Below are 24,150 nucleotides of genomic sequence, written 5' to 3'. Positions count from 1 at the left end.
CGTAAAAGTCCCTTATTTGTTTGAGGCCAATTTTTGTTCGTATTCGTCCCGACTCAGCGGGCAATCCACCAAATTCAAAAACTCCGCTTTATTAAGCCGACATTGCTTTGCCATCAATCCCAAAAGATTATCCGGAATCTCGCGCATTTTGGGTGTATGGCTGGTTTTGGTGAAAACAGCGGTTTTCTCGCCTTTCAGGTTGTAGTAGATGAAAAAATGATGGTCGCCTTCTTTTTTCACAAACCCTTTGCGTAGCAAACCTTGCTCAATATCGTCCTTACGCCTTGGCATCTGCTGCCTCCACAAGATTCAATAAGTTGGCCTGAATGATTTTGGCATCAGCATCTAAAGTTTGATCGGCAGCCCGTGCGTACTCCTGCCATAACATCGCCAACTGCTCTTGAATTTCGGCGAACAATAACTCGCGATTCAAAGCAAAAACCTGTAACCCTATATTCGGTTCGGTTATGCATAAATACTGTTGACTGTCCTCATCCAGTGAAGGCAATAATTCCAAAGGCTGTTTAAAGCGAACATTAACGGCTTCCACTTCGTTAATCAGCACAGGGGAAAGATCGATCGGCTCGACTCGCGTGACATCCATTAATTTGATCGGATTACCCGTATCATCTAAAACAAACCGACCGGTGACCTGAATCGGCTCTTTACGTGATTCAATAATGTTTTCTTCGATTTCCGCCAAATAAGTACAGACAATTTCTCGTCGAGTCGGTGGATAAAGAATGGTCAATTGATGCGCGGCAAAATCGATCCGCTGTAGTTCGCCCGTAACTGTCATGACGGCATCTTCCGACGTTTTAGGGGCCAAATAGTCGGCGATAAAACGCGAGGTTTTTGACGTCAAAAATGCTGGCGTTGTCGAGGAACGGCTCTGGAAACCCAAACGCAAGCCTTCATGTTCCTTGGGCAAGAATTTCTGGATTTCTCTCAATGCCTTTTGGGCAATCGTAGCGGGCAACAACTGCTTTAACTGGTTTTGATCCTGACTCGCCAACGCACTCCAGATTTGCTCGATACGCGCCAAAAAGGGGCTAGGGGCCATATCCATTTGTTGATGCAAGCCCAGATCCAACGGCACGGCATAGCTGCCTGCTTGGGGTACACCACAAAGCAGAGAACAGCTTTCGCGCATAGCTTTGCTGGGTTTCAGCCGCTCGCCCAACTCCTGACCGGATTCGGCAGTGGCCAACAAGTAAACCAATTTTTGCAAACCGGCCAAAACCGAAGCTAAAGTCTCCGCGCGGATTTCATGATATTCCGCTTCGGCGCCATCGATTTTCAATAAAGTCGAGAAATCAGCAGTATGTTTATCGGTGAGTTGATTAGTAAAAGTCATGGAAAGAAAACCAAGATTTAATTTCAGAAGAATAGCTGATCATTATTTGCTCCATACCGCAAATTGAAATCCGCATCGTCGCCAACATCCGGCATCGCGGCCAGTAGATTTTTGATGTCTTGTCCCTCGGTATCGAGGGCATGATCATAAATAATCGCAACTCGTACCGGGCCAGCAGGTATCTCCGGTGGCAGTTGCAAGTGCAGACAGTGATCTAACGGAATTTCTGCAACGGCTTCGTAATATTGGGCGGTCATAGCGGTTCTCCTTCTGAATGACGTTCAGAAAATTTAATAGTCAAGCAGGACATTTTCAGTTCGATCTTCGATAGGCAGGCTTGGAAATAAAGCCTCATCAATAGACAAGTCAAAGGTCAGAACCTCGTTTTCCCAGCGCACATTTCTTGGATTTAATCCGCACCAAATTCCAGCGAGTGCGCGATCAGAGGTGCAAAAATGAAACTTTGGCGCATCAATGCTTGAAAATGCAATGAATAATTCCAATGCGCGTAAATCTGATAAGGCGTTGAACGCGTCAGACTCTTGATAATTTGATTTTGGCTTCAAGACTTTTCTAGAGGCGAGAAACCCAGTTCCGTCACGGGATTCATAGACGCATGATAGCGCCGCAAGAACAACCAAGGATCGCCTATCGAGCCCCAATGCATCGGAAGTTTGTAAAACAACTCTTTTGCAGGCTTCAAGGTTTTTGTCGCTTGGACGGTTGCATATTGTCTTTCCAATACTTATTAGAAATTTTGATTCTTTTTCGAGTCTGGATGAACACCTTAAAACATGCTCATAGGCGGCTTGATATTGTATATTAGAGAACTCCGTTACTTTAGCATTAGGAAATTTAGCTTTGATAACTTCAGCGGCCTCCATAAATGCTCGACAAAACTCATCAAATGACGGTGTTTGCGCGCTGGGAGGCAACTCAGCGGGAGACTGTGGTTACTGCTTCCCCAGGAGCCAGCGCCGCCCGTCGGGTTGATGCGTATGTGAGGCGAGAGATCGAGCGCCGCGACGCCGAGGCCCAGAACCGGGCCATTGCGCAGAAGCTCGGCCCGCTGCTAGGCAAAATCAAACGGAGGTGACCGCATGGGCATAGGCAGTGTCAAAGCCCTGCTAGCTCGGGCACGCCGGCTGGAGCGCCCGCCCGAACTGCTCCGCGAATACCGAGAAGGGGTTTCCGCCACCTTCACGGATGCCATGGCCCAGGGGCGGATGTGCCCGACTGATGGGGCCATAGTCCTGCGCAGCGTGTTGCGCTGGATCGAAGAGGGGCTGGTCCGTCCAATCTGAAAAACCCTGCATCGCCCTTATTGTCGTCAGTGGTGCAGTGGCGCGCAGTCCCGGAGAAGCTGCGCCGTCCCATCGGGAACCGTTGGACGTTAATCAAACGGACTCAGCTAGGAACGGGCGCTCCTTCCCGTGCGACCTGGCCTTCAACGGGTGCCGCTGGCACCCGTTGTCGTTTGTGCGGCTGCGCGAGCGTAGCGGGCGGTTGGGGCGACGATCACCACATTGCCGCCGCAAGGGTACGGGCAAGTGCTGCGCGTGGCCTGTAGCGAAGCGCATGCCTGCGAAGGTCGAGCAACAAACACACAGTTAGGCGGTCGTGCTTTGCGACAGCCAACAAAAAAGCCCGCTGGGCGGGCTTTTCGGTAAGCGCTCGGCAATGCGTATAGCAAGTTCTTAGCTTGTCACGGTTACGCCCCCGCTGATGCCGTTGAATTTGCGCCACTGGTACAACTCGATGGACGCATTGTTGACGTTCCACCCCTTCGCCTCTGCGACCGGCTGCAAGTCCTTCGGCTTCATGTTGCCGTGCTGGTCTAGGTATTCCCACACCTCCAAGCACTTGCCCGGGCCAGGGCGCTTGACCCCGTTCTGCTCGACACGCTCAACCTTCGGGGAGGCTGCTTTCTTCGGCTTGCCTGTGGTCGCCACAGTGTCGGCGGGTGTCGGTGCTTCCATCTGCTTCCATCCAAATCGCACTTCTTCGCCGTTCTTATGTACGGTGATTTCTACCAGTTCACCGGACACTCCTGCGGCAACACCAGCGCGGCGGGCATTCGTGCGCTTAGTGTAGGTCTTGGCTTCCATTGTCGTTGCTCCTGTGCGGGTTGAAGGATGCACATTGCAAGACATGTCTCGGAGAAGAGGCAACCGATACTTGGGGAAAGCCTACAAATTCTTTGAGCATATGCCGGAAGGGTTGTCGTACCGTGCAAGAACAGGCATCAATCTCTCGGAAAATACATAACACCTAGCACTGAAAGCGCTATTGATACAGGAGGCTGATATTATGGCAGTTACAACACTCTGTATAAGCCTATTGTGTTGGGCTTTATTACGTTTGCTATAAATCTGCTAGAAACCCAGCTTTTGGTGGGTATGAAAGACAAGCACTTACAACGGTGTAAAAGTATTGTAAGTGCTTGATTTGTATGGCGGAGAGCTAGGGATTCGAACCCCAGGAGGGGTATAAGCCCTCAACGGTTTTCAAGACCGCCGCTTTCGACCGCTCAGCCAGCTCTCCAATGGCTCGCCATTATGCCATGTTTTTTTTTAAAATCCAGTGTCAATTTTCGTTTGCAGCGAATTCGTTGTTCGGGAGTGTTGTGGTGGTTGAATTTACCGAGAAAAAAATATTGATAGTCGCGCGCTCGGGGCGCATGTTGGCTGCTTTGGCTAGGCAAGCGGGCTTGTTGCCGTTGCTTGTCGATTGTTTTGCCGATATGGATAGCCGGGCTTTGGCGGCTGATTGGCGGTTGATCGAATCGCTGCATGTCGAAGAGGTGCGCAAAGCCGTGACGCAACTCAGGCATAGCCATCGGCTGGACTGGGTGGTTTACGGTAGCGGGTTAGAGAGATTTCCGGATACTGTCGAATATTTACAGCGGCAAGGACGTTTGTTGGGCAACGGTAGCGAAGTCGTTCGCGCGCTGCAACATAAGCCGACTTGGTTTTGCCGCTTAACAGTGCTGGGCATTGCCTTCCCTGAAACGCAGTTCGTTCCGCCGCAACATGGCAAGCAGTGGTTGCTTAAGCCGTGGGCCGGGGAAGGCGGTACGGATATTCGGCATTATGTTGGCGGAGATGCAGTCGACTCAAGTCGCTATTATTGGCAACGCTTTCAAACCGGGGTATCGATGTCGGCTTTGTTTGTCGCCGGGAATGGGGGAGTCAAAATTTTGGGTTTCAATCGGCAGTGGTGCTTGGAAGAGAGCTTCATGTTTCGTGCTATCCGCAATGGAGTAGAAGTCTCTGTCGCCGTTAATCGAACTGTGACCGATTGGCTGCAGAAATTGGCGGCGGCCTTACCGTTGTGCGGTTTAGGGAGTTTGGATTTCTTGTGCGAGGGAGACGATTGCTATTTTTTAGAGATCAATCCCAGGATTCCGGCTAGCGCACAATTGTATGGAGAACAGGCGTTTTCAGCGCACTGTTCGGCATGTGACGGCAAAGTAACGGGAATTGTCATGGAACGGCGCCCTCCGATGGTTTATCAAATCGTTTTCGCGGCAAAATCGGTACGAATTCCGGAGAATATGGATTGGCCGGACTGCGTTAGCGACAGGCCGGCGGCCGGTTCTATTATTGGCAAGGGTCAACCTATATGCAGTATTATTGCCGCCGCCGACGACGCGGGCCAACTTGTCGAGGGTTTGACCGCGCGTACCCAGTTTATTCTTAAGTTAATCAATCAAGGTTCCAATTCCCATGCAATATCAGGCTAGTATCAACAAACTCACGCAACCTTTGGTCCAGACTCTGTTAGAGAACGCGGACAAGTTAAGGCTGAAAGTATCCAAGTTCGATAATGGTTGTACCATAATTGACGCCGGCATCGAAGTGCCGGGCGGTTTGGAAGCTGGCAGAATCATCACCGAGATTTGCATGGGCGGAATGGGAACTGCGGCGTTATCTCATAGTTGTTACACGCAAAATTGGCCGCTGACTATCAACGTACATTCCACCAATCCGGTGTTGTCGTGTTTGGGTAGTCAATACGCCGGCTGGAGTTTGTCGCACGGAAAATATTACGCCTTGGGCTCCGGCCCGGCGCGGGCTCTGGCGACTAAGGTTAAAGACGGAAATGTCGAGCCGGTCGAGGAGCTGTATCAAGAATTGGAATACCGCGACGCTTGCGACAGTACGGTGCTGGTCATCGAAAACGACGCGATTCCGCCTATCGAAATCGTCGAAAAAGTGGCGGCGGCTTGCGGCGTGCCGGCGGATAAGCTGACCATCATCGTTACCCCGACCAGTAGTTTGGCAGGTGGGGTGCAGGTAGTGGGGCGGGTATTGGAGGTCGCCATGCACAAAGCACACGCCTTGCATTTCCCGTTGGAAAATATCGTCGACGGCTCGGGCTCTGCGCCGATTTGTCCCCCGCACCCGAATTTCGTCAAAGCGATGGGGCGCACCAACGATGCCATATTGTTTGCCGGCCAAGTGCATTTGTTCGTAAAAGGCAGCGACGATGCAGCCGAAAAATTGGCGCACGCGTTGCCGAGTTCGACCTCTAAAGATTACGGCAAACCGTTTGCCGATATTTTCAAAGCCTACGAATACGATTTTTTCAAAGTCGATGCAATGTTGTTCAGCCCGGCCAGCGTGATTGTCACGGCTGTAGAATCCGGCAAGAGTTTTCGTGCCGGCACATTGGATAACGCCTTGCTGGATCAATCGTTCGGCGCTTGATTGCCGATAAAGCCTGTCAAGCCGGGCCAAGCAGCCCGGCTTTTTTATGTCTATTTTTTCAACTTTACCGATAATCCTTTGGCTCGAATTGTTATTTTCACCGACGATCCCGGTTGGCACGGCAAGCAATTATGCAAGGCGTTTTCCGCTTACGGCTGCGTTGCCGAATACGTGTCCCTGACGGCATGCCGTCTTCAATTGAATGGCGATTTGCCTGTCGCGATACCCGGCTTCGAGACGGTTTTACCCGATGCGGCGTTCGTGCGCGGCGTACCGGGCGGTTCCCTGGAAGAGGTCGTGTTCTATTTGGATGTTTTGCACGCGCTACGGATTTTGGGGGTGCCGGTTTATAACGACGCCGGAGCGGTCGAACGTAGCGTCGACAAAGCGATGACCAGTTTTTTATTAAAAAATGCCGGTATCGCTACCCCGGCGACATGGGTATTGCGCGAGCGCGACGCCGCGCTAGCTATCGTGGAGCGGGAATTGGCTGCAGGTCGTTACGTGATTAGTAAGCCGTTGTTCGGTTCGCAAGGCGAGGGCATTAGACGCTTGGAAAAGTCTACCGATTTGTTTTGGCTGACCAGCAGTCGCGGAATCTATTATCTGCAGCGCTTCATCGAGTGCGAGGGCCAAGGTTATTCGGATAAACGGGTGTATGTCGTTAACGGAAAGGCGGTTGCCGGTATGCGTCGGCGCGGTATTTCCTGGCTGAATAACGTGGCGCGAGGCGCTACCTGCCAGGCCTTGGATTTGGATGCGGAGGTGGCGGATTTGGCCGTCAGGGCGGTTGCGGCATTGAATATGGATTATGCCGGGGTCGACATCATGCGAGGCAGAGACGGTTGCTTATATGTGATCGAAGTCAACAGCGTTCCGGCATGGAAGGGGTTGCAGAGCGTGTGCGGCATAAATATCGCGGAGACCATGGTGCGGGATTTGGTTGAACGTTGCATGTGCAGGAAAATCGATGCTGACTAGAGCGGAGTTGATGCGGGTTTATAAGGAAGCTTGCGAAGTCGAGTTGCAAGCCTTCAAGCCTGGCAATGTCAGCGTGTATAGCGCGGGTCACGACATGACGGTCGACGATTTTCGCATCAGTGCGAGCGTCAGTGCCGAGCCTATCACCAACCCCGATTTTTCGTTGGGAGAACGAATTTTTTACGCGGTACAGGCCACGCGTTCCGCCGTCGCCTGCAATACCAATTTAGGCATTATTTTGCTGTGCGCACCCTTGCTGCTTGCCGCCGAAAAGGTTGCGGACGGTAAGTCGTTACAAGAGTGTCTCAATCAAGTATTGGAAAACACCAGCCGACAGGATGCGGATTGGGTATTTCGCGCAATCGTGTTGGCTTCTCCGGGCGGACTGGGCGAGTCGGATCGGCAAGACGTTCGTTCGCCCGCAGCCGTCACGCTGACCGAAGCGATGGCTCTAGCGGCGCAACGTGACCGAATTGCGTTGCAATACGTAAATGGTTTTAAAGATCTTTTTGATTTTGCGGTTTTTCGGTATAATCGTGCTTTCGTTTGGTCAGGCGAAAGCAGCTGGGCTGCATTAGCAGTATTTGCTGAGTTGCTGGCTAACTATCCGGATAGCCATGTCGAACGAAAGTATGGAGAGCAGTACTCAGAGTGGATTGCGGCGGAAATGGCCGAGTTGCTAAAAACCATGGAAGCGGCAAATGAGCCGACAGAAGTTTTACCGTTGCTGCAAGGTATCGATAAGGCTTTCAAGGCGAAAAACATAAACCCGGGTACCAGCGCCGACTTAACGGTGGCGACAGTGCTGGTGGTGCTTTTGGCAAAGCTTGTCGAAAGATGTTAATATGGCGGAGTTTTTGCATGGATGCGGCCGGGAGCGAAATAAACGGATATTTAGATGTCTTTTTCTTGGTTCAATCTTAATCTTTCTTAGGGGATATTTTAAAAATGGCAAAAATTACAAACATGCGCGTAGGCGAATCATTGGTAGGCGACGGCAACGAAGTTGCGCACATCGACTTGATCATCGGCCCACGCGGTTCAGCAGCTGAAACTGCGTTTGCAAATGCTCTGACCAACAACAAAGACGGTTTCTCCACTCTGTTGGCCGTAGTAGCTCCTAACCTGATGGTTAAGCCGGCTACCATTCTGTTCAACAAAGTAACCATCAAAGGTTCTAAACAAGCGGTGCAAATGTTCGGACCGGCTCAACGCGGCGTGGCAATGGCTGTTGCCGATTCTGTAGAAGACGGCACCATTCCGGCTGACGAAGCTGACGATTTGTTCGTTTCCGTTGGTGTATTCATCCATTGGTTGGCTGAAGACGATGCCAAAATCGAACAATACAACTACACCGCTACCAAAGAAGCGATTGCTCGCGCGGTTGCCGGTACTCCAACCGCTAAAGAAGTGGTTGCCGGCAAAAAAGAAGCGAAACACCCATTCGCGGCCAACAACGTTTAAATTTTTAGCTGACGTTGGTCTTCAAAATACCCCGGCTTGCCGGGGTATTTTTTTGCCTATAGCGTCGAGAAAAACCGGCGCGAGAGATTGCCGTTGTGCAACGCCGTAGCCAGTAAAACCGCCGATATGTTTAGGTTTTGTAGGGTTTCCAAATCGTTGCAATCTCTTACCCCACCTGCCGCTACGATGGATTTTTGCGGGTGGCTGTTTGTCAACTCGGCCAACAATTCGAAATCCGGCCCCGTTTGCTTGCCGACCCGGTGCAAAGTCATGGCGATGACGGTTTGCGGCCAGTATTCCGTTTGTCGAAACCAAGCTTGATGACCCTGGGGTTGTCGATTTTTGTAGTCCAACGACAAGATGAATTCTCGTGCGGCGGTTTGCGGCGGCGATAGCTGCGATTCGGTGCCGATGACCGGCAATAAATTATGCGCAGGGCTGCTTAAGTCGGCGATATTACAGCCGTCGTCCAACCAAAATTCGATGTCCGGATAGTTTGTCACCGCCCATTGAACGAGTGTCCGCTGGTTGCCTGTCCCGCAAATCGCATCCAAATCCGCCATGTATATTCGTTCGAACGGATAAATGCTTAACAGTCCGGACAACACTGTGGTCAAGTCGCTTTGTTCGGTTACCTGCGAATGTTCGTGTATCGGGCGGTAACGATTCCTTGCGCCGCCCACGGCGTGCACGACGATGCCGCCTTTTAAATCGATTACCGGGATGATTTGCATAAACAGTGTGTGTGAAAATTCTTGTATTTGAATACGTATGCGGCGGCGGCTTAGCCGGCGAGCCCATCCCGGCTTCTATGGCCAAGGAAGGGCGCATGATGTTACAGGCTTTGCTGAATGAGTTAAAGCAGCTGCCCGGCGTCCGAATCATGTTGCCGTTGGATCAGCGCTGCACGAGGTTAAGTGTGCCGGCGGAGGCGGAAGTTTTTGAGGTTAAAGATCGGCAAAGTTTGGATTGCCTATTTCCGAGACTTATCGACCTCGCCGATGCAGTATGGCCTGTTGCTCCTGAGAGCGATGGGGTATTGGCGGCCGTGGTAGACGCGGTACGCGCTCAAGGCAAACCGGCGTTAGTCTCGGATGCGCGCACCATTCGGCTTTTTACCGACAAATATGCGACATTGCGGGCTTTGACCGCTTTGGGCTTGCCCTGCGTACCTACCGGTCGCTTGGACCAGACCGGCGGGGATTTAACATTTCCGGTAGTGATTAAACCGATTGACGGGGTCGGTTGCGCCGGCAATCGTGTGCTCGGCGATAATGCGCAACTGATGCTTGCGTCCGCCTGTCTGGAAAATCCCGCGGCTTACATCGTGCAACCCTTTGTCGACGGGGAGGCGATGAGCTTGTCTTGTCTGTTCGGTCGAGGCAAAGCCTGGCTGCTCAGTTGCAACCGGCAGCGAGTGAGGCTTGTCGAGGAACGCTTCGAATTACAGGCTTGTAGGGTTAACGTGAAATCGCCTAATAAACAGATGTATACGGATTGGATAAAACAAATGGCAATTGCAATGCCGGGTTTGTGGGGTTATGTGGGAATTGACTTGATCGAAAATCGGCATAGCGGCCCTAGGATTTTAGAGGTTAACCCGCGATTGACAACCTCTTACGTCGGTATAAGCGCGGCAACCGGTATCAATGTGGCTCAACAAGTGTTGAATTTGTGGTGGGGCGAGGTAAATATCGAACCTAGAGTCGGGGTGTCGGTAGAGGTGCGTATTTAATGCCGAGGGATCCTTGCGTCGTAGGCTGGGATATAGGCGGAGCGCATGTGAAAGCTGCGCAACTGGATGCGCACGGCGCCGTCTTACAGGTATGGCAAGAGCCTTGCCCGCTATGGAGGGGCATTGAGCAGCTACAAGCTCCGGTGCAGCGCATTATCCGGCGTTTGCCGCCCGGATGCCGGCATGCAATTACTATGACCGGAGAACTAGTCGACTGCTTTACCGATAGACAACAAGGTGTCGGGGCGATATTGCAGGCTATGGCGGGCATGCTGAGCGGCGCGGAGATTCAGGTTTTTGCCGGACGACGCGGATTGCTGCCGCTCGCTCGAGTCGAACCCGCGCATACTATGGATATCGCATCCGCCAACTGGCTGGCGAGCGCGCAGTTGGCAGCCATCAGAGTCGAGCAAGGCTTATTCGTCGATATTGGCAGCACCACCACCGATATACTGGTGTTTACCGAGCACAAGCCCAAAATCTCAGGTTTTAGCGATTATCAACGTTTGGTGTCCGGTGAATTGCTGTATACAGGTGTGGTGCGCACTCCGGTGATGGCTGTCGCGCAACAGATCGAATTTAATGGTCGTTCTATGGGGCTAATGATGGAGTACTTCGCCACGATGGCGGACGTGTACCGGCTTAGTGGAGATTTGCAGGTTTGGCATGACCAAAGCGAGACCGCGGATGGCGCAGACAAAAGTTTGGAGGCCAGTGCTAGGCGTTTGTCGCGCATGACCGGCTACGAATTTTCCAGCCACGACTGGCCGATCTGGCAAGATTTTGCCTGTCGGCTGAAACGCAGGCAACAAAGCCTGGTGTTGGAGCATTGTCGGCGGCTATGGCCGCGCTCGGGGTTGAGCGGGCGCTCCTATCTGCTGGGGGCCGGGGTGGGGAGTTTTTTACTGGCGGACATCGCGGCTGCTTTGGACCTGGACTATATCCGCTTTGCCGATTTGTTCGTCCTGCAAGGCTCGGCCGATGCGCTATCCGCCGGCGATTGCGCGCCTGCGGTGGCCGTGGCGTGGTTGGCCGGTGGGTTTGGTTAATCAACGCCGGTAAGGTAAAATCTGAGCTGCCCCATCTATTCGGTACTGCCGAATCGTCACTTTTTTCATTGAATGCCCGCAACCATTACCCAGATACCGCTGCCTTACTTTGAGGATAGCTCGCTATTATTCGAAACTTGCGCCGATCAGCCCTGGGCGGTTTTTTTGGATAGCGGCTACCCCGTCAGTCAGCAAGGCCGCTTTGACGTTTTAAGTTACGCACCGGCTTGTACGTTACTGACTTACGGGTCGAATACGGTAATTCGCGACGTCGAAGGCGAAAGGAGCAGCAGCGACGATCCTTTTATCCTGGTTAAGCAAGCCTTGGGGCCGGCGCGGCCGACTATTGGCGATTTGCCGTTTTCCGGCGGTGCCTTGGGTTATTTCGCCTACGACTTGGTTCGGCGCATAGAGCGTTTGCCTAATATGGCGGTGGCAGCCGAGCAGATGCCGGATATGGCCATAGGTATTTATCGCTGGGCGGTAGTGGTCGATCATCAGCAGCGGCGGAGCTGGTTGGTTGGGCATGATTTAGCGACGGATTTGGTGGAGCGCTTGCGAGGCCAATTCGGCATGCTTTCGAAGCGAGCAGACCGACACGGTTTTTCGGTGCTATCGTCCCCGGTTTCCAATATGAGTCGGGAACAATACGGCGCCGCTTTTCAACGGATTAAACAGTATTTGAAAGAAGGCGATTGCTATCAAATCAATCTGACCCAACGATTTTCCAGTCCGTGCCGCGGTAATCCTTGGGCGGCGTATCAAGCCTTACGCCGGATTAACGCCGCACCGTTCAGCGCCTATTTAAACCTGCCGGACGGCCAAGTATTGAGCTCGTCCCCGGAACGGTTTTTACGCGTACATGCCAACACGGTGGAAACCAAGCCGATCAAAGGCACGCGGCCGAGGTGTGACTCCGAGGAGCATGATCGCTTGCAGATTCTAGCCTTGGCGGACAGTCCCAAAGACCGCGCCGAAAACGTGATGATCGTGGATTTGCTGCGCAACGATTTAGGTCGCTGTTGCCGGCCCGGCTCGGTTAAGGTGCCGACTCTGTTCGATGTCGAGACTTACGCGACCGTGCATCATTTGGTCAGTACGGTTACCGGCGAGTTGGCAGCCGGCCGCCATGCCCTGGATTTGCTGCGCGCCTGCTTTCCGGGCGGGTCGATTACCGGCGCGCCGAAAATCCGGGCGATGCAAGTCATCGAAGAATTGGAGCCTCATAGACGCGGCGTTTACTGCGGCGCTATCGGTTATATCGGTTTCGACGGCAATATGGATACCAATATCGCCATTCGCACGCTGGTGCATAATCAAGACACGATTCGTTTTTGGGTAGGCGGCGGTATCGTCAACGATTCGGGCGAAGCCGCGGAATACCAAGAATGTTTCGACAAGGCGGCGGCGCTACTGGCCGTGCTGCGCCGGTTTCAGACGTGTTGAAAGTCGTCAAACTCGGAGGGAGTTTATTGTCGGCAGGTTTGTTGCCAACATGCCTTAAGCGGCTTGCCGGATTCGCCGGGCGCATCGTGGTGGTTCCGGGTGGCGGCATGTTCGCGGACCAGGTCCGCTCGGCACAGCAGCAATACGGTTTCGACGACGGCAACGCGCATTACATGGCTGTGCTAGCGATGCAGCAAATGGCCTATCTGATTCACGCTATGGATAGCCGTTTTAGGATAATGCCAAGAATCGATGAGCGGTGCGACGAACGCTTGCAGGTTTGGGCGCCGCAAATCGACGAGCTGGACGCTGCCGGTATCCCCGCCGGTTGGGAGGTGACTTCGGACAGTCTATCGGCCTGGGCGGCGCGACAATTGGCGGCGGACGAGTTGCTGCTGGTAAAAACCTGTCCGGTGCCGCAGACCAATCTGCAAACCTTGCAGGTATTAGGCATTCTGGATGCGGCATTTTCGAGTTTTGCCGCTAATGCCGGATGTAAAATTAGCGTTATCGATTCGGCCGGTTTATCAACATTATCATGATCGGATTTATCAAGACTCTACTCAATAAACGCTTGCGTACCGCCTATTATCAAAGTCGGGAATCGCTGCTCGGGCATCACAAGCGAGACATCGTGGTAGTCGAGGTCGATCAGGCTTGCGAGAGTTTGAAAGCGAGCCGCGACCAGTTTGTGGACGCCCTGGAGAAGTTTAAACAGTTTGCTAAAACCGACGCCGGGCCGCTGGAGCAGCGTTACCAATTATTGCGCAGACGATACGACCTGTGCTGCACTAAAGCCGACCAAGTCGGGCAACGGATTAGGGCGATAGAGCAGGTCAGCGAAGCTTTGTTCGCCGAATGGGAGGGCGAGTTGGAGTTGTACAGCAACCGCGCCTTGCGGGTGCGTAGCCAGCAGCAATTGAAAAAATCCAGGGCGCAATACGGTCGGTTGCTGAAAAATTTGAAGGCGGCCGAGGCACGCATGCAGCCCGTGTTGGCGGCGTTTCAAGACCAAGTGTTGTACTTGAAACATAATCTGAACGCCCATGCCATCGCCGCATTGCGGCACGAGTTCGTGGAAATGGGTTTGGATATTTCCAAATTGGTCGATGCAATGGAAAAGACCATCTGCGAAGCCAGCCAATTCGTGTCCGTGCTGACCGAACAAAAGCGTTTGCCGGCGCCGGCATTACGGCGCTAGCCGCTTCGCGCATTTTCCAATTTTACTGTTAATCCTTTTGGCGCACGATTTAGGAGCGTTAGCGCGTTACATGGAATGCATCTTGTAATCGACCCGGTGCGGATTAGTCTTGTCGCGGGTATCCGGGTTTTTTTTCCGGTTTTGATCAATGCGTTCCTGAGTGTATTGGCTGATCATTTGATCCCAATTGTCGTATTGGCTGTAATCTTTGTTGCCGCTGGCTTTACGTTGCTCGAAAATTTGTTTGCCGCGCGAAATCAAATCTTCCGGGGTCATGCCGTCGATTTCATTTAAAAAATCTTTGTTATTGCGAAGATCGTCGCGCAGGGTCCAAAAAGACACTTCGAATTCGATGCGCTGGTCGAGCGGTAATTTTTCTTTGATGGTGTTGACGGAGCGGTTAACCGTTTTCAGGCTGCTACCGTTAATTTGGTGGCTTTTATTGCAGCCGGCGGCAAACGCGCAAAGCAGAAATATCAATATGGTTGTCGTTTTTTTCATGGTTGAGCCCCCCAGTGGCCTAAATGAACAATCCCGTATTTTTATATTTATAATGCCGACGTTCCGGGTCGCTAAACGAACTGATTCACTCGGTAATTATAAACCCAAGCCTTTTTGTCATGCTGGACTTTATCCAACTACTCAAACAGCGATACCAGACGGTGCTTGCGCGGCTGGATAACAAAAATCCGCACTATTTTGAATATCAACACACCATTGAGCAACTGCTTTATGCGGAAGCTTTTCTGCGCAAAGGCAAATTGCTGGCCGAAAGTCCCGGTTTGCCGCTGCAAATCGCGGTCATAGGCCCTACCCAGGCCGGTAAAAGTTCAGTCGTCAATTGGCTGTTGAACGCCGATCTGGCCGGAGTCAGTCCACTGGCGGGTTATACGGTGCACGCGCAGGGATATTGTCACGGCGTGTCTTACTCCGCCTTAGCAGGGCTGCAGCATTACTTCGGCCGTTTCGAAGCCCTGCCGGTCACGGCGTTGAACCGGCAGCGTTACGATTGTTACGCCGTCAGCGAAAGTGCGGCGGTATCGGCATTGTTGCCGGTTTGCGTGGTTTGGGATACCCCGGATTTCGATTCTATCGACGCGATAGACTACCGGGAAGGTTTGATACGTGCCATAGCCCTAGCCGACCTGGTCGTTTTGGTCGTCAGCAAAGAAAAATACGCCGACCAAGCGGTGTGGGAAGTGATGACGAGCATAGCCGGTTTCGGTCAGCCGACCCTGGTTTGTCTGAACAAGCTGGCCGAGGGCTCGGAAGCCGTGGTGTTGGAATCGTTCCGGGAAAAATGGCGCCAATACCGGTCCGATCCCGTGCCGGCCGTGGTGCCCATGCTGTTTCATAAGACGGCGGGCGACACGGTATGGCCGCCGGAACATGCGGTTGCGCTCAAGCAATTGGCAAAGCAAGTCCAGCCTAAAGATTACCCGCATCATAGACAGCGGTTTCTCAAGCAACATTGGCGTTCATGGTTGGCGCCGGTGCAGGCCGAGCACGCGGCACAACAGCGTTGGAGTGCCTTGGTGGATCAGGCGATACAACAGGCCGCCGCTGCTTATCGGCGCGATTTCCTGGATCATCCGCATCACTACCATACCTTTCAGGCGGCGTTGCTGAATTTATTGCAGTTGCTGGAAATTCCGGGCGTTGCCCGGCTAATCAGCAAGGTGCGGCGGGTGATGACCTGGCCGGCCCGCAAGCTATGGGCGCTGGGACGAGAAAGCGTGCCGCAATCCGCCGACCAAGAACTCGCGATATTGCAGCAAATCGGCCGGCATCTGACGATACAGCTGGCGGATAGACTGTATGAATTGAGCGAAACCGAGGCGGACAACGGTATTTGGTGGCGGGATAATGCTATCGCGCTACGGCAGCAAAAGGACCCGGTGTTGAGCGGATACGTGCAAGCGCTGTCCGAGTATCACCACGATTTTCGCTTGGAAATCGATGCGGCTGCGCAGCGTCTTTACCTCAAGCTGCAAGAACAACCGCTGTTATTGAACGGCCTGCGCGCCACGCGTTTATCGACTGATGCCGGCGCGATGTTGTTGGCCATACAGGCCGGCGGCGTGGGCGTACACGATTTGCTGCTGACGCCTTTAATTTTAAGCGTAACCTCGCTGCTGGCGGAAAGTGCGGTCGGCAGCTATATGTACGGCGTGGAGGCGGAACTGAAGCAAAGGCAATTGCAGGCGGTGAGGTGCGTACTCGAGGAAAGTTTGTGTAAGCCGTTGCTGAATTTGCCGTCGACCGTTCAAACGTCGGGCCGTTTTAACATCTCGGAATACGACTGCTTACGCGCCGAACAAACGCTGTCCGAGAAAAAACATGGCTTGCGCATACTCTGAATTGTTGTCTCGCGCGCAAGCTTGGGCCGATTCGGCTGTGTCGGCCGGACAGTTGCCGCGCGCGCGCGCGCAGTTTTTGGCGCAACAAGCGGAACAACTGCCGGACAGCTTGTTCTCCTGCCTGGGCTCTGCGACCGAGCGGCCGTTGGTGGTTGCATTCCTGGGAGGGACAGGAGTCGGCAAGAGCTCGTTGTTGAACCGCATGGTCGGATACGAGATTGCCAAAGCCGGGGTGGAAAGGCCGACCTCGCGTGAAGTCACCTTGTATCACCACCACACCTTTTCGTTGCAACGATTGCCCGGCGATTTGCCGCTGGCAAGCGTAAAAATCAGCCAACATAACGACGATCGCAATGCCGCTGTCGTTTGGCTGGATATGCCGGATTTCGATAGTATCGAATTGGGCAATAAGCGCTTGGTTTTGCAATGGCTGCCGCATATCGACGTGTTGATTTACGTGGTTAGCCCGGAGCGTTATCGCGATAACAAAGCTTGGCAGTTGTTGTTGGCGGAAGGCGCCAAACACGCCTGGTTGTTCGTCATGAATCAGTGGGACCGCGGGCAAACCGTTCAATTCGACGATTTTCGCCGTCAGCTACAAATCGCCGGGTTTCAGCAGCCTTTGTTATACCGCACCAGTTGTTTGCAGCCGGAGACGGACCAATTCGGCGAATTGTTGTTGCAGTTGCACGAATTGGCGGGGCGGCGCACGATAGACCAATTGGCCAAGCGAAACGAGGCTATACGCATCGGGCATTTGGGACATTATCTGCGGCAGCTGTTAAGCGATTTCGAGCGGCGGGATTACCAGGGGCTGCTCAATAGTCTCGACGACGTTTGGCAGCCTTGCCAGCGGGATTTACTCGACGGCTTGGCGTGGCCGGCGCAACAACTGGCGAATTTCTGGGCGGCTCATCCCGGCCAAAAAGCCGACATTCGTTTATGGGACGAATGGGCGCAAAGCCGCTTAAGCGATGCTTTAGACGAGTTGGTCTTGCAGGCCGTGCAAACCGGTATACCCGGTAAATCCTTAAAAGATGCGCTGCAGCCTATTCGCGACCATGCGGGCAAAAGCCTGGGTGCGCATGCGGAAGTGACCGGCCGGCAAGCCTTGCTGAACCCGGGCGGCGGTTTGCGACGGGGTGTGTTGAAGTTTATCTTGTTTGCGGAAGCGGCCTTGCCCTTGTCTGCGTTGAGTTGGGTTGGATATCAAGTATTTAGTCAATATTATCAAGGCGTGGTCAACGGCAGCGGGTATTTAGGACTGGATTTTGCCGTACATAGTGTGTTATTGATTGGCATAAGTTGGCTACTGCCGTTTTTTTTGCATAAGAAACTGCAACCTTCGCTCAACAGGGCCGGGTTTCGAGGTTTGCAAAAAGGTATGGCGTTAGCGTTGGCCGCTGTCGCCGCGGAGCTTAAACAAGTGATAGCATCCGAGCGGGAAGCGTATACGGTCTCTAGGCGGCAGCTAAGCGATTTGATCGAGAGTTGTACGGCCTCGGCCGTTATCGACACCGAACAATCCGGTCTATTGGCCAGAGCCTTGCCGGAGTCGGGCGATAGGGTAGTTTGATGGCGGAGGAACTCGATTAACTGATTTTGACGCGTGTTTATTTACCTGAATTGACGTAACCGCCAATCGCCGGCCGGGCTGTGGCGGCTGACGAGGTTTGGACTCCACCGGCGCCTGTGTAATAATCGGGCGACGATCAAGTAAAAATCATAGAGGTAATAGAAACACTATGACAAATGATACGTTGCTGATAAAGCATAGTCGTACCGGCAAACAGGTGGAATATCCCTTGTTGACCAGTACGTTGGGCGCCGATACGGTCGATATTCGCAGCTTGTACAAGGACTTGGGTTGTTTTACTTACGATCCCGGTTTTATCGCCACCGCTGCGTGTAAAAGCAAGATCACCTATATCGACGGCGATAACGGCGTTCTGCTTTACCGGGGATATCCCATAGAACAATTGGCCGAGCACTGTGAATTTACCGAAGTCGCTTACCTGTTGCTGAACGGCGAGTTGCCCAATCAAAAGCAACTGCTGGATTTCAACCTTGAAATCAGCGACCGGGCTATCATCCACGAATCCTTGCGGAAATTTTTCGACGGATTCCACTACGACGCGCATCCCATGGCGATGTTGGTTGGGGTCGTGGGGTCTTTATCCGCCTTTTACCACAGCGAAATGGACATCAAAGACCCGGTGCAACGCATGCGGGCGGCGACGCGGATGATAGGAAAAATGCCGACCATCGCCGCCGCGTCGTACCGGCATTCGGTAGGTCGCCCCTTCGTTTACCCGCGTATCGATTTAAGCTACTGCGAGAACTTTTTAAACATGATGTTCTCGCGCTCCTCGCAAAATTACATAGACCAAGATCATTACATCGATAAGGATTTCGTCAGGGCCTTGAATCTGTTGTTCATCCTGCACGCCGATCACGAACAGAACGCCAGCACCTCCACGGTGCGGGTGGCCGGCAGTACCGGCGCAAATCCTTATGCCTGCGTGGCGGCGGGTATCGCTGCGCTTTGGGGACCGGCTCACGGCGGGGCCAACGAAGCGGTGTTGACCATGCTGGCCGAGATAGGCAGTGCCGAAAACGTGCCTAAATACATTGCCAAGGCCAAAGACCCCAGCGATCCTTTCCGCTTGATGGGTTTTGGGCATAGGGTTTATAAAAATTTCGATCCGCGTGCCACCATCATCCGTAAAACCTGCCACGAAGTGTTGCAAAAAACCAAAAGCAACGATCCTTTATTCGAATTGGCCTTGAAGGTGGAGGAAATCGCCCTGCAGGACGAATATTTCATCGAGAAAAAACTGTACCCGAACGTCGATTTTTATTCGGGCATTATCTACAAAGCCTTAGGGATACCGGTGGACATGTTCACGGTTATGTTCGCGATAGCCCGTACCGCCGGCTGGGTGGCACATTGGCTGGAAATGATGGAAGACCCCGCCACGCCCATCAGTCGGCCCCGCCAGCTTTACGTCGGTCCGCCGCGCCGCGATTTGCTCGCCATCGGCGCCCGCTGACCCAGCCATTTACCGCACGCGATGCAAGATATTGAGAAGATTATCGTTGATTCGCCGGATTCCGCTCCCGAGCCCAAGGCTGCTGAGTCGGATCAGCCTACCCGTAGCGCGCCGGGCGAAATCGACGGTCCCAAGGGGCCGGAACCAACCCGTTTCGGCGATTGGGAACGAAAGGGACGTTGCATCGATTTTTAGCGGCACAGCATTTCTCACTAGCCAAGGGTAAACCATGTCAAGCAATAGACCGCTATCTCCCCACCTGCAAATATACCGCTTACCCTTGACCGGCCTGATTTCCATCACGCACCGGATGACCGGCGCCTTGCTGGCATTCGGCCTGCTGCTGTTCGTATTACTGGTATTTTCGATTGCCGCGGGCGAGCCGGCTTACGTCGGCATGCAGACGCTTATGGCGCATCCACTGGCCCGCTTGGTGTATTGGGGTTTCATCTACGCCTTGTTTTTCCATTTGTGCCACGGTGTGCGTCATTTGCTGTGGGACATCGGCAAAACTTTCGAGCGGGCCACTTTGGACCGCTACGCGCTATACGAGCTGGCAGCTTCGGCTGTTTTGACACTGATTACCTTCGTTCTGTCATAAGGTGGGTTTACATGGCTAATACGGCAATGTTGCAAAAATTGGCCGATGTATTTACGGCCAAAAGCCCTGTGGGGCATTGGTGGTATCAGCGGGTTTCGGCATTGGCCCTGGTGCCGTTGTCGCTATGGTTGATCGCGTTTTTCAACCAGGCTTTACATGCGCCGTACCGGGAAACGTTGCTGTGGTTGAGCGCTCCCGCGAACGCGCTGGCCGTGCTGGCCTGGACGCTGGCGGCGGTATACCACGCCGCGCTGGGCGTTCAGGTAATCGTCGAGGACTACGTGTCGACCCTGTCGCTTAGGCACGGAGTTATCAGGATAAGCAACGGCTTGTTTCTGGTGGTAGGGATTGCGGCTTTGGCGGCAATTGTATTCATTTTGACGGCAAGGTAATTCATGGCTGCGGCATACGACATCATCGAACACCAGCACGACGTGGTAGTAGTGGGGGCCGGAGGCGCCGGTTTGCGGGCGACCTTCGGCATGGTGGAAAAAGGTTTGAAAACCGCCTGCATCAGCAAAGTGTTTCCCACCCGCAGCCATACCGTTGCCGCCCAAGGCGGTATTAGCGCCGCGCTGGGCAATATGGGCGAAGACGACTGGCGCTTTCACATGTATGACACCGTCAAGGGTTCCGACTGGTTGGGCGATCAGGATGCGATCGAATATATGTGCCGGGAAGCGATTCCGGCCATTATCGAATTGGAGCATTACGGTGTGCCTTTTTCCCGCACCCAAGACGGCAAGATTTACCAACGGGCGTTCGGCGGAATGTCCACTCATTACGGCAAAGCCCAGGCGCAACGCACGTGCGCGGCGGCGGACGTCACCGGCCATGCCATTTTGCATACCCTGTATCAGCAAGCATTGAAATACCGGGCCGAATTTTTCGTCGAATACATTGCCCTCGACCTGATCATGCAAGACGGCGAATGCCGTGGGGTGTTGGCATGGTGCCTGGACGACGGGTCCATCCATTTGTTCAAAGGCCGGCAAACCGTGCTGGCTACCGGCGGTTACGGCCGGGCGTTTTTCTCCTGCACCTCGGCCCATACTGTCACAGGCGACGGCAACGGTATGGTGTTACGGGCCGGATTGCCGTTGCAGGACATGGAATTCGTCCAGTTTCACCCGACCGGGATATACGGCTCGGGTTGTTTGATTACCGAAGGTGCGCGCGGCGAAGGCGGTTATCTGACCAATTCGGAAGGCGAACGCTTCATGCCGCGCTATGCGCCCAACGCCAAAGACTTGGCATCGCGCGACGTGGTCAGCCGGGCCATCACGATGGAAGTCAACGCCGGCCGCGGCGTCGGGCCGAAAAAAGACCACGCGCTGCTGCATTTGGAACACCTGGATCCGGCCATCATTCACGAGCGTTTGCCGGGTATCGCCGAAACCGCACGGATTTTTGCCGGAGTAGACGTCACCAAGCAGCCGATACCGGTGATACCGACCGTGCATTACAACATGGGCGGCATTCCCACCAATTACAAAGCCGAAGTAGTCACCTTGAAAAACGGCGATCCGGATCACGTGGTGCCCGGTTTGATGGCGATAGGCGAGACGGCCTGCGTATCGGTACACGGCGCGAACCGCCTGGGTTCCAACTCGTTGCTGGACTTGGTGGTGTTCGGACGCGCGGCGGCCATCCGCTGTACCGAGTTGATCGAACCCGGCATGGCACACAAACCCTTGGCTAAAGACGCTTGCGATGCGGCGCTGTCCCGCTTCGACCGCATTCGCCACGCCAGCGGCAGCCGCAGCACGGCCGAGATTCGTTTGGACATGCAAACCACCATGCAAAACAAGGCGGCGGTGTTTAGGACCGAATCTACCTTGCAGGAAGGTGTAGAGCAAATGGCTGCCGTGGCCGCTTCGTTTGCCGACGTTAAAGTCGGCGATCGTTCGTTGATCTGGAATACCGATTTGGTGGAAACCCTGGAGTTGGATAATTTGCTGGGCCAGGCGCAGGTAACCATGACTGCCGCCGCCAATCGCAAGGAGAGTCGCGGCGGTCACGCCCGGGAGGATTATCCTAAACGCGACGACGACAACTGGCTGAAACACACCCTGACTTGGCGGGACAACAATCAAGTCAGCATCGATTACCGCCCGGTGCATTTGTTTACCTTGAGCGACGAAGTCGAAGTCATCGCGCCTAAAGAGAGGGTTTACTGATGGTCGAATTTACCTTACCGAAAAACTCCCAAGTTAAACCGGGCAAGACTTACAAAGCCGCCGGCGCGACCAAAATCCGCCATTTTTACCTGTATCGCTGGGATCCGGACACGGGCGAGAACCCGCGCCTGGACCATTTCGAAATCGACATGGATCATTGCGGGCCGATGATCTTGGATGCGATCTTGAAGATCAAGAACGAGATCGACAGCAGTTTGACCTTCAGGCGTTCTTGTCGGGAAGGGGTATGCGGTTCGTGCGCGATGAACATCAACGGCAAGAATACCTTGGCCTGCACCAAAGCCATTGCCGACTATTCCGACCCGATCAAAATTTATCCCTTGCCGCATATGCCGGTGGTCAAGGATTTGGTGCCGGACATGAGTCATTTTTTCGAACAGTACGCGGCTATCCAACCGTGGTTGAGCAACGATCAGGCGGCGCCGGAACGCGAACGTCTGCAAAGCCGCGAACAGCGCGCCAAGTTGGACGGCTTGTACGAATGCGTGTTGTGCGCTTGCTGCTCGACCAGCTGTCCGAGTTATTGGTGGAATAGCGACAAGTATTTGGGGCCGGCGATTTTGCTGCAAGCTTATCGTTGGCTGGCCGATAGTCGAGACAATAGCGATGCCGGGCGTCTGGAATTTCTCGACGATGCGTTCAGAGTCTATCGATGCCATACCATCATGAATTGCACCGATACCTGTCCCAAAGGCTTGAATCCGGCTTTGGCCATCGCCGAAATCAAAAAATTATTATTGGAATACGAAAAGCGGTGAGCGAGCTCAAGCGCCTGCGCTGGCGCTGCCGGCGCGGCGTGCTGGAACTGGACGTGTTGCTGCTGCGTTATTTGGATCGGCGTTATCCGCTGGCCGATGAGGCGGAAAAAGCCCAGTTTATACAGCTGTTGAGCCTGGAAGACAGCGATATGCTGCGTTGTTTGCTGGGCGAACGAGCGCCGGCGGCCGAGGTTGCGCAAATCGTCGCCTTGATTAGAGCCTTGCCGGCGTGACGTATGGCCGCCGGCTTACCGGCTGTCCTTTGGTGCAATTTTTTCGTCGGGCGTTAGCCGATAAATTTGCCCGTTATCGTTCAAGCACATTCAACCTGTGGATTCATCATGGCGAGCATACACCGTTGGTTTATCGTATTGGGGTTAAGCGTATTGGCCGGTTTTGCCGAAGCCGATGAGCCGACCGAAATCAAATTGACGGTCGCGGAAGCGCGTGCCAGGGCCGTGCGCTTCGAGCACGGTAGGGAAGGCGTCAAACAGGATCACCTGCAAGCCTTCGAATACTATTGCCACGCGGCGCTGCAGGACGACGGCGAATCGGCCTATGCCTTGGGCTTCATGTATTTCAATGGCCGCGGCGTCAAGCGCGATTTGGGCTTGGCGGTGACTTGGTTTCGCAAGGCGGCGGCGCAAGGCGATCCCATGGCCGGCAAAATGTTGGCGCGTTTTGCCGACGTGGCGGACGTGGCGGACGAAAATTGCAAGCCCAAGCTACCGGAAGTGACGATAGTGGCGGATCAAGCCATCAACGCCAACCGGCAGATCGTCGAAACCTGGGTCAAGCAAATCGCCCCGGCCTACGGCATCGATCCGGAACTGATTATGGCGGTTATACGTGCCGAGTCCGGCTTCAATACTTCGGCGTTGTCCAATAAAAACGCCCAAGGCCTGATGCAGTTGATACCTGCGACCGCTGAACGCTTCGGCGTCAAGAATGTTTGGGATCCGGTTCAAAACATCCAAGGCGGAGTCGCTTATTTACATTGGTTGCTAAGACATTTCGAGGGTAACGTGGAATGGGTGCTGGCAGCCTATAACGCGGGCGAGCGCGCCGTCGAACGCCATCGCGGCATTCCTCCCTATCAAGAAACCCAAAACTACGTGCGCAGGATTTTGGGTTGGTATCCCAAAGCGCGTCATCCGGTGCCGATGGAGCAACCCGGTAAAATCGTAGTGCGGCAAAAATCGTCTTAGTTCGGCTATTCAACCTACAAATGC

General features: G+C 53.8%; 27 protein-coding genes and 1 tRNA gene. 20 read left to right on the top strand and 8 right to left on the bottom strand.

Features of this window, described 5'->3' with window-relative positions:
• Positions 1-12: 12 nt before the first annotated feature.
• From AB0A83_RS14965 to AB0A83_RS14940, 6 genes are all read right to left on the bottom strand, one after another.
• A complete protein-coding gene (locus tag AB0A83_RS14965; RefSeq protein ID WP_150049771.1) occupies positions 13-291 on the bottom strand; it encodes a hypothetical protein in 279 nt (92 codons plus the stop codon).
• The gene (locus AB0A83_RS14960; RefSeq protein ID WP_367154592.1) at positions 278-1,357 is read right to left on the bottom strand and encodes a hypothetical protein; all 1,080 of its coding nucleotides are present in this window, start codon (positions 1,355-1,357) and stop codon (positions 278-280) included. The genes AB0A83_RS14965 and AB0A83_RS14960 overlap by 14 nt, the downstream gene beginning before the upstream one ends.
• A gap of 23 nt (positions 1,358-1,380) precedes the next feature.
• On the bottom strand, positions 1,381-1,614 hold the full coding sequence (locus AB0A83_RS14955; RefSeq protein WP_367154591.1) for a hypothetical protein: 234 nt from the start codon (positions 1,612-1,614) through the stop codon (positions 1,381-1,383).
• Between the two features lie 33 nt (positions 1,615-1,647).
• Positions 1,648-2,241 (bottom strand): hypothetical protein, encoded by a 594-nt coding sequence (locus tag AB0A83_RS14950; protein WP_367154590.1) that lies wholly within the window; start codon positions 2,239-2,241, stop codon positions 1,648-1,650.
• 813 nt (positions 2,242-3,054) lie between these two features.
• Positions 3,055-3,465 (bottom strand): hypothetical protein, encoded by a 411-nt coding sequence (locus AB0A83_RS14945; protein WP_367154589.1) that lies wholly within the window; start codon positions 3,463-3,465, stop codon positions 3,055-3,057.
• 345 nt (positions 3,466-3,810) lie between these two features.
• Positions 3,811-3,901, bottom strand: a tRNA-Ser gene (locus tag AB0A83_RS14940).
• Between the two features lie 85 nt (positions 3,902-3,986).
• On the opposite strand from AB0A83_RS14940, the gene AB0A83_RS14935 reads away from it, so the two are divergent.
• The 5 genes from AB0A83_RS14935 (at position 3,987) to fae (ending at position 8,514) form a co-directional block, all read left to right on the top strand.
• Positions 3,987-5,102, top strand: a complete 1,116-nt coding sequence (locus AB0A83_RS14935; RefSeq protein ID WP_367154588.1) for an ATP-grasp domain-containing protein — start codon at positions 3,987-3,989, stop codon at positions 5,100-5,102.
• A complete protein-coding gene (gene mch, locus AB0A83_RS14930) occupies positions 5,086-6,069 on the top strand; it encodes a methenyltetrahydromethanopterin cyclohydrolase (protein WP_150049759.1) in 984 nt (327 codons plus the stop codon). Before AB0A83_RS14935 ends, mch begins: the two co-directional genes overlap by 17 nt.
• Positions 6,070-6,147: 78 nt before the next feature.
• The gene (locus AB0A83_RS14925) at positions 6,148-7,050 is read left to right on the top strand and encodes a RimK family alpha-L-glutamate ligase (protein ID WP_367154587.1); all 903 of its coding nucleotides are present in this window, start codon (positions 6,148-6,150) and stop codon (positions 7,048-7,050) included.
• Positions 7,040-7,894 carry a triphosphoribosyl-dephospho-CoA synthase gene (locus AB0A83_RS14920; RefSeq protein WP_150049755.1) on the top strand — a complete coding sequence of 285 codons (855 nt, stop codon included), beginning with the start codon at positions 7,040-7,042 and terminating at the stop codon, positions 7,892-7,894. The genes AB0A83_RS14925 and AB0A83_RS14920 overlap by 11 nt, the downstream gene beginning before the upstream one ends.
• Positions 7,895-7,998: 104 nt before the next feature.
• Complete coding sequence (fae, locus tag AB0A83_RS14915; RefSeq protein ID WP_150049753.1) at positions 7,999-8,514, top strand: formaldehyde-activating enzyme; 516 nt, start codon at positions 7,999-8,001, stop codon at positions 8,512-8,514.
• A 56-nt stretch (positions 8,515-8,570) separates the two neighbouring features.
• Here fae and AB0A83_RS14910 read toward each other — a convergent pair whose 3' ends face one another.
• A complete protein-coding gene (locus AB0A83_RS14910; protein WP_150049751.1) occupies positions 8,571-9,248 on the bottom strand; it encodes a HisA/HisF-related TIM barrel protein in 678 nt (225 codons plus the stop codon).
• A gap of 11 nt (positions 9,249-9,259) precedes the next feature.
• On the opposite strand from AB0A83_RS14910, the gene AB0A83_RS14905 reads away from it, so the two are divergent.
• The 5 genes from AB0A83_RS14905 (at position 9,260) to AB0A83_RS14885 (ending at position 13,945) form a co-directional block, all read left to right on the top strand.
• Positions 9,260-10,249, top strand: a complete 990-nt coding sequence (locus tag AB0A83_RS14905; RefSeq protein WP_367154586.1) for an ATP-grasp domain-containing protein — start codon at positions 9,260-9,262, stop codon at positions 10,247-10,249.
• Positions 10,249-11,298: a hydantoinase/oxoprolinase family protein gene (locus AB0A83_RS14900; RefSeq protein WP_150049747.1), complete on the top strand. Its 1,050-nt coding sequence runs from the start codon at positions 10,249-10,251 to the stop codon at positions 11,296-11,298. The genes AB0A83_RS14905 and AB0A83_RS14900 overlap by 1 nt, the downstream gene beginning before the upstream one ends.
• 72 nt (positions 11,299-11,370) lie before the next feature.
• Positions 11,371-12,744 (top strand): aminodeoxychorismate synthase component I, encoded by a 1,374-nt coding sequence (gene pabB, locus AB0A83_RS14895; protein ID WP_150049745.1) that lies wholly within the window; start codon positions 11,371-11,373, stop codon positions 12,742-12,744.
• Positions 12,738-13,286, top strand: coding sequence for a uridylate kinase (locus AB0A83_RS14890; RefSeq protein ID WP_150052013.1), 549 nt, complete (start codon positions 12,738-12,740; stop codon positions 13,284-13,286). Before pabB ends, AB0A83_RS14890 begins: the two co-directional genes overlap by 7 nt.
• Positions 13,283-13,945 (top strand): DUF2959 domain-containing protein, encoded by a 663-nt coding sequence (locus AB0A83_RS14885; RefSeq protein WP_150049743.1) that lies wholly within the window; start codon positions 13,283-13,285, stop codon positions 13,943-13,945. Before AB0A83_RS14890 ends, AB0A83_RS14885 begins: the two co-directional genes overlap by 4 nt.
• A gap of 66 nt (positions 13,946-14,011) precedes the next feature.
• Here AB0A83_RS14885 and AB0A83_RS14880 read toward each other — a convergent pair whose 3' ends face one another.
• Complete coding sequence (locus tag AB0A83_RS14880) at positions 14,012-14,446, bottom strand: hypothetical protein (protein WP_150049741.1); 435 nt, start codon at positions 14,444-14,446, stop codon at positions 14,012-14,014.
• Between the two features lie 119 nt (positions 14,447-14,565).
• Between AB0A83_RS14880 and AB0A83_RS14875 the strand changes: the two genes are divergently transcribed.
• The 10 genes from AB0A83_RS14875 (at position 14,566) to AB0A83_RS14830 (ending at position 24,126) form a co-directional block, all read left to right on the top strand.
• Positions 14,566-16,305, top strand: coding sequence for a GTPase domain-containing protein (locus AB0A83_RS14875; protein WP_367154585.1), 1,740 nt, complete (start codon positions 14,566-14,568; stop codon positions 16,303-16,305).
• A complete protein-coding gene (locus AB0A83_RS14870) occupies positions 16,286-17,881 on the top strand; it encodes a GTPase (RefSeq protein WP_367154584.1) in 1,596 nt (531 codons plus the stop codon). The genes AB0A83_RS14875 and AB0A83_RS14870 overlap by 20 nt, the downstream gene beginning before the upstream one ends.
• 169 nt (positions 17,882-18,050) lie before the next feature.
• Positions 18,051-19,358, top strand: a complete 1,308-nt coding sequence (locus tag AB0A83_RS14865; protein WP_150049735.1) for a citrate synthase — start codon at positions 18,051-18,053, stop codon at positions 19,356-19,358.
• Between the two features lie 21 nt (positions 19,359-19,379).
• The gene (locus AB0A83_RS14860) at positions 19,380-19,553 is read left to right on the top strand and encodes a succinate dehydrogenase assembly factor 4 (RefSeq protein WP_150049733.1); all 174 of its coding nucleotides are present in this window, start codon (positions 19,380-19,382) and stop codon (positions 19,551-19,553) included.
• 34 nt (positions 19,554-19,587) lie between these two features.
• Entirely contained in the window at positions 19,588-19,959 is a 372-nt protein-coding gene (gene sdhC, locus AB0A83_RS14855; RefSeq protein ID WP_150049731.1) for a succinate dehydrogenase, cytochrome b556 subunit, read from the top strand.
• Between the two features lie 11 nt (positions 19,960-19,970).
• Positions 19,971-20,351: a succinate dehydrogenase, hydrophobic membrane anchor protein gene (sdhD, locus tag AB0A83_RS14850; protein ID WP_150049729.1), complete on the top strand. Its 381-nt coding sequence runs from the start codon at positions 19,971-19,973 to the stop codon at positions 20,349-20,351.
• A gap of 3 nt (positions 20,352-20,354) precedes the next feature.
• Positions 20,355-22,139, top strand: a complete 1,785-nt coding sequence (gene sdhA / locus AB0A83_RS14845) for a succinate dehydrogenase flavoprotein subunit (RefSeq protein WP_367154583.1) — start codon at positions 20,355-20,357, stop codon at positions 22,137-22,139.
• Entirely contained in the window at positions 22,139-22,918 is a 780-nt protein-coding gene (locus AB0A83_RS14840) for a succinate dehydrogenase iron-sulfur subunit (RefSeq protein WP_367154582.1), read from the top strand. Before sdhA ends, AB0A83_RS14840 begins: the two co-directional genes overlap by 1 nt.
• Positions 22,915-23,151 (top strand): succinate dehydrogenase assembly factor 2, encoded by a 237-nt coding sequence (locus AB0A83_RS14835; protein ID WP_197737375.1) that lies wholly within the window; start codon positions 22,915-22,917, stop codon positions 23,149-23,151. Before AB0A83_RS14840 ends, AB0A83_RS14835 begins: the two co-directional genes overlap by 4 nt.
• A gap of 108 nt (positions 23,152-23,259) precedes the next feature.
• Positions 23,260-24,126, top strand: coding sequence for a transglycosylase SLT domain-containing protein (locus AB0A83_RS14830; RefSeq protein ID WP_367154581.1), 867 nt, complete (start codon positions 23,260-23,262; stop codon positions 24,124-24,126).
• Positions 24,127-24,150 lie beyond the last annotated feature (24 nt).

The organism is Methylomonas sp. HYX-M1 (assembly GCF_040741385.1).
In the GTDB taxonomy this organism is placed as follows: Bacteria; Pseudomonadota; Gammaproteobacteria; order Methylococcales; family Methylomonadaceae; genus Methylomonas; species Methylomonas rhizoryzae.
The sequence above is the reverse complement of the archived record's forward strand: the minus strand, read 5'-3'. Positions and strand labels throughout refer to the sequence as shown.

Excerpts from the sequence above, each read along its gene's own strand:
- AB0A83_RS14965 (WP_150049771.1), bottom strand. The coding sequence starts at position 291 with ATGCCAAGGCGTAAGGACGATATTGAGCAAGGTTTGCTACGCAAAGGG.
- AB0A83_RS14960 (WP_367154592.1), bottom strand. The coding sequence starts at position 1,357 with ATGACTTTTACTAATCAACTCACCGATAAACATACTGCTGATTTCTCG.
- AB0A83_RS14955 (WP_367154591.1), bottom strand. The coding sequence starts at position 1,614 with ATGACCGCCCAATATTACGAAGCCGTTGCAGAAATTCCGTTAGATCAC.
- AB0A83_RS14950 (WP_367154590.1), bottom strand. The coding sequence starts at position 2,241 with ATGGAGGCCGCTGAAGTTATCAAAGCTAAATTTCCTAATGCTAAAGTA.
- AB0A83_RS14945 (WP_367154589.1), bottom strand. The coding sequence starts at position 3,465 with ATGGAAGCCAAGACCTACACTAAGCGCACGAATGCCCGCCGCGCTGGT.
- mch (WP_150049759.1), top strand. The coding sequence starts at position 5,086 with ATGCAATATCAGGCTAGTATCAACAAACTCACGCAACCTTTGGTCCAG.
- AB0A83_RS14920 (WP_150049755.1), top strand. The coding sequence starts at position 7,040 with ATGCTGACTAGAGCGGAGTTGATGCGGGTTTATAAGGAAGCTTGCGAA.
- fae (WP_150049753.1), top strand. The coding sequence starts at position 7,999 with ATGGCAAAAATTACAAACATGCGCGTAGGCGAATCATTGGTAGGCGAC.
- AB0A83_RS14910 (WP_150049751.1), bottom strand. The coding sequence starts at position 9,248 with ATGCAAATCATCCCGGTAATCGATTTAAAAGGCGGCATCGTCGTGCAC.
- AB0A83_RS14900 (WP_150049747.1), top strand. The coding sequence starts at position 10,249 with ATGCCGAGGGATCCTTGCGTCGTAGGCTGGGATATAGGCGGAGCGCAT.
- pabB (WP_150049745.1), top strand. The coding sequence starts at position 11,371 with ATGCCCGCAACCATTACCCAGATACCGCTGCCTTACTTTGAGGATAGC.
- AB0A83_RS14885 (WP_150049743.1), top strand. The coding sequence starts at position 13,283 with ATGATCGGATTTATCAAGACTCTACTCAATAAACGCTTGCGTACCGCC.
- AB0A83_RS14880 (WP_150049741.1), bottom strand. The coding sequence starts at position 14,446 with ATGAAAAAAACGACAACCATATTGATATTTCTGCTTTGCGCGTTTGCC.
- AB0A83_RS14875 (WP_367154585.1), top strand. The coding sequence starts at position 14,566 with ATGCTGGACTTTATCCAACTACTCAAACAGCGATACCAGACGGTGCTT.
- AB0A83_RS14870 (WP_367154584.1), top strand. The coding sequence starts at position 16,286 with ATGGCTTGCGCATACTCTGAATTGTTGTCTCGCGCGCAAGCTTGGGCC.
- AB0A83_RS14865 (WP_150049735.1), top strand. The coding sequence starts at position 18,051 with ATGACAAATGATACGTTGCTGATAAAGCATAGTCGTACCGGCAAACAG.
- AB0A83_RS14860 (WP_150049733.1), top strand. The coding sequence starts at position 19,380 with ATGCAAGATATTGAGAAGATTATCGTTGATTCGCCGGATTCCGCTCCC.
- sdhC (WP_150049731.1), top strand. The coding sequence starts at position 19,588 with ATGTCAAGCAATAGACCGCTATCTCCCCACCTGCAAATATACCGCTTA.
- sdhD (WP_150049729.1), top strand. The coding sequence starts at position 19,971 with ATGGCTAATACGGCAATGTTGCAAAAATTGGCCGATGTATTTACGGCC.
- sdhA (WP_367154583.1), top strand. The coding sequence starts at position 20,355 with ATGGCTGCGGCATACGACATCATCGAACACCAGCACGACGTGGTAGTA.
- AB0A83_RS14840 (WP_367154582.1), top strand. The coding sequence starts at position 22,139 with ATGGTCGAATTTACCTTACCGAAAAACTCCCAAGTTAAACCGGGCAAG.
- AB0A83_RS14830 (WP_367154581.1), top strand. The coding sequence starts at position 23,260 with ATGGCGAGCATACACCGTTGGTTTATCGTATTGGGGTTAAGCGTATTG.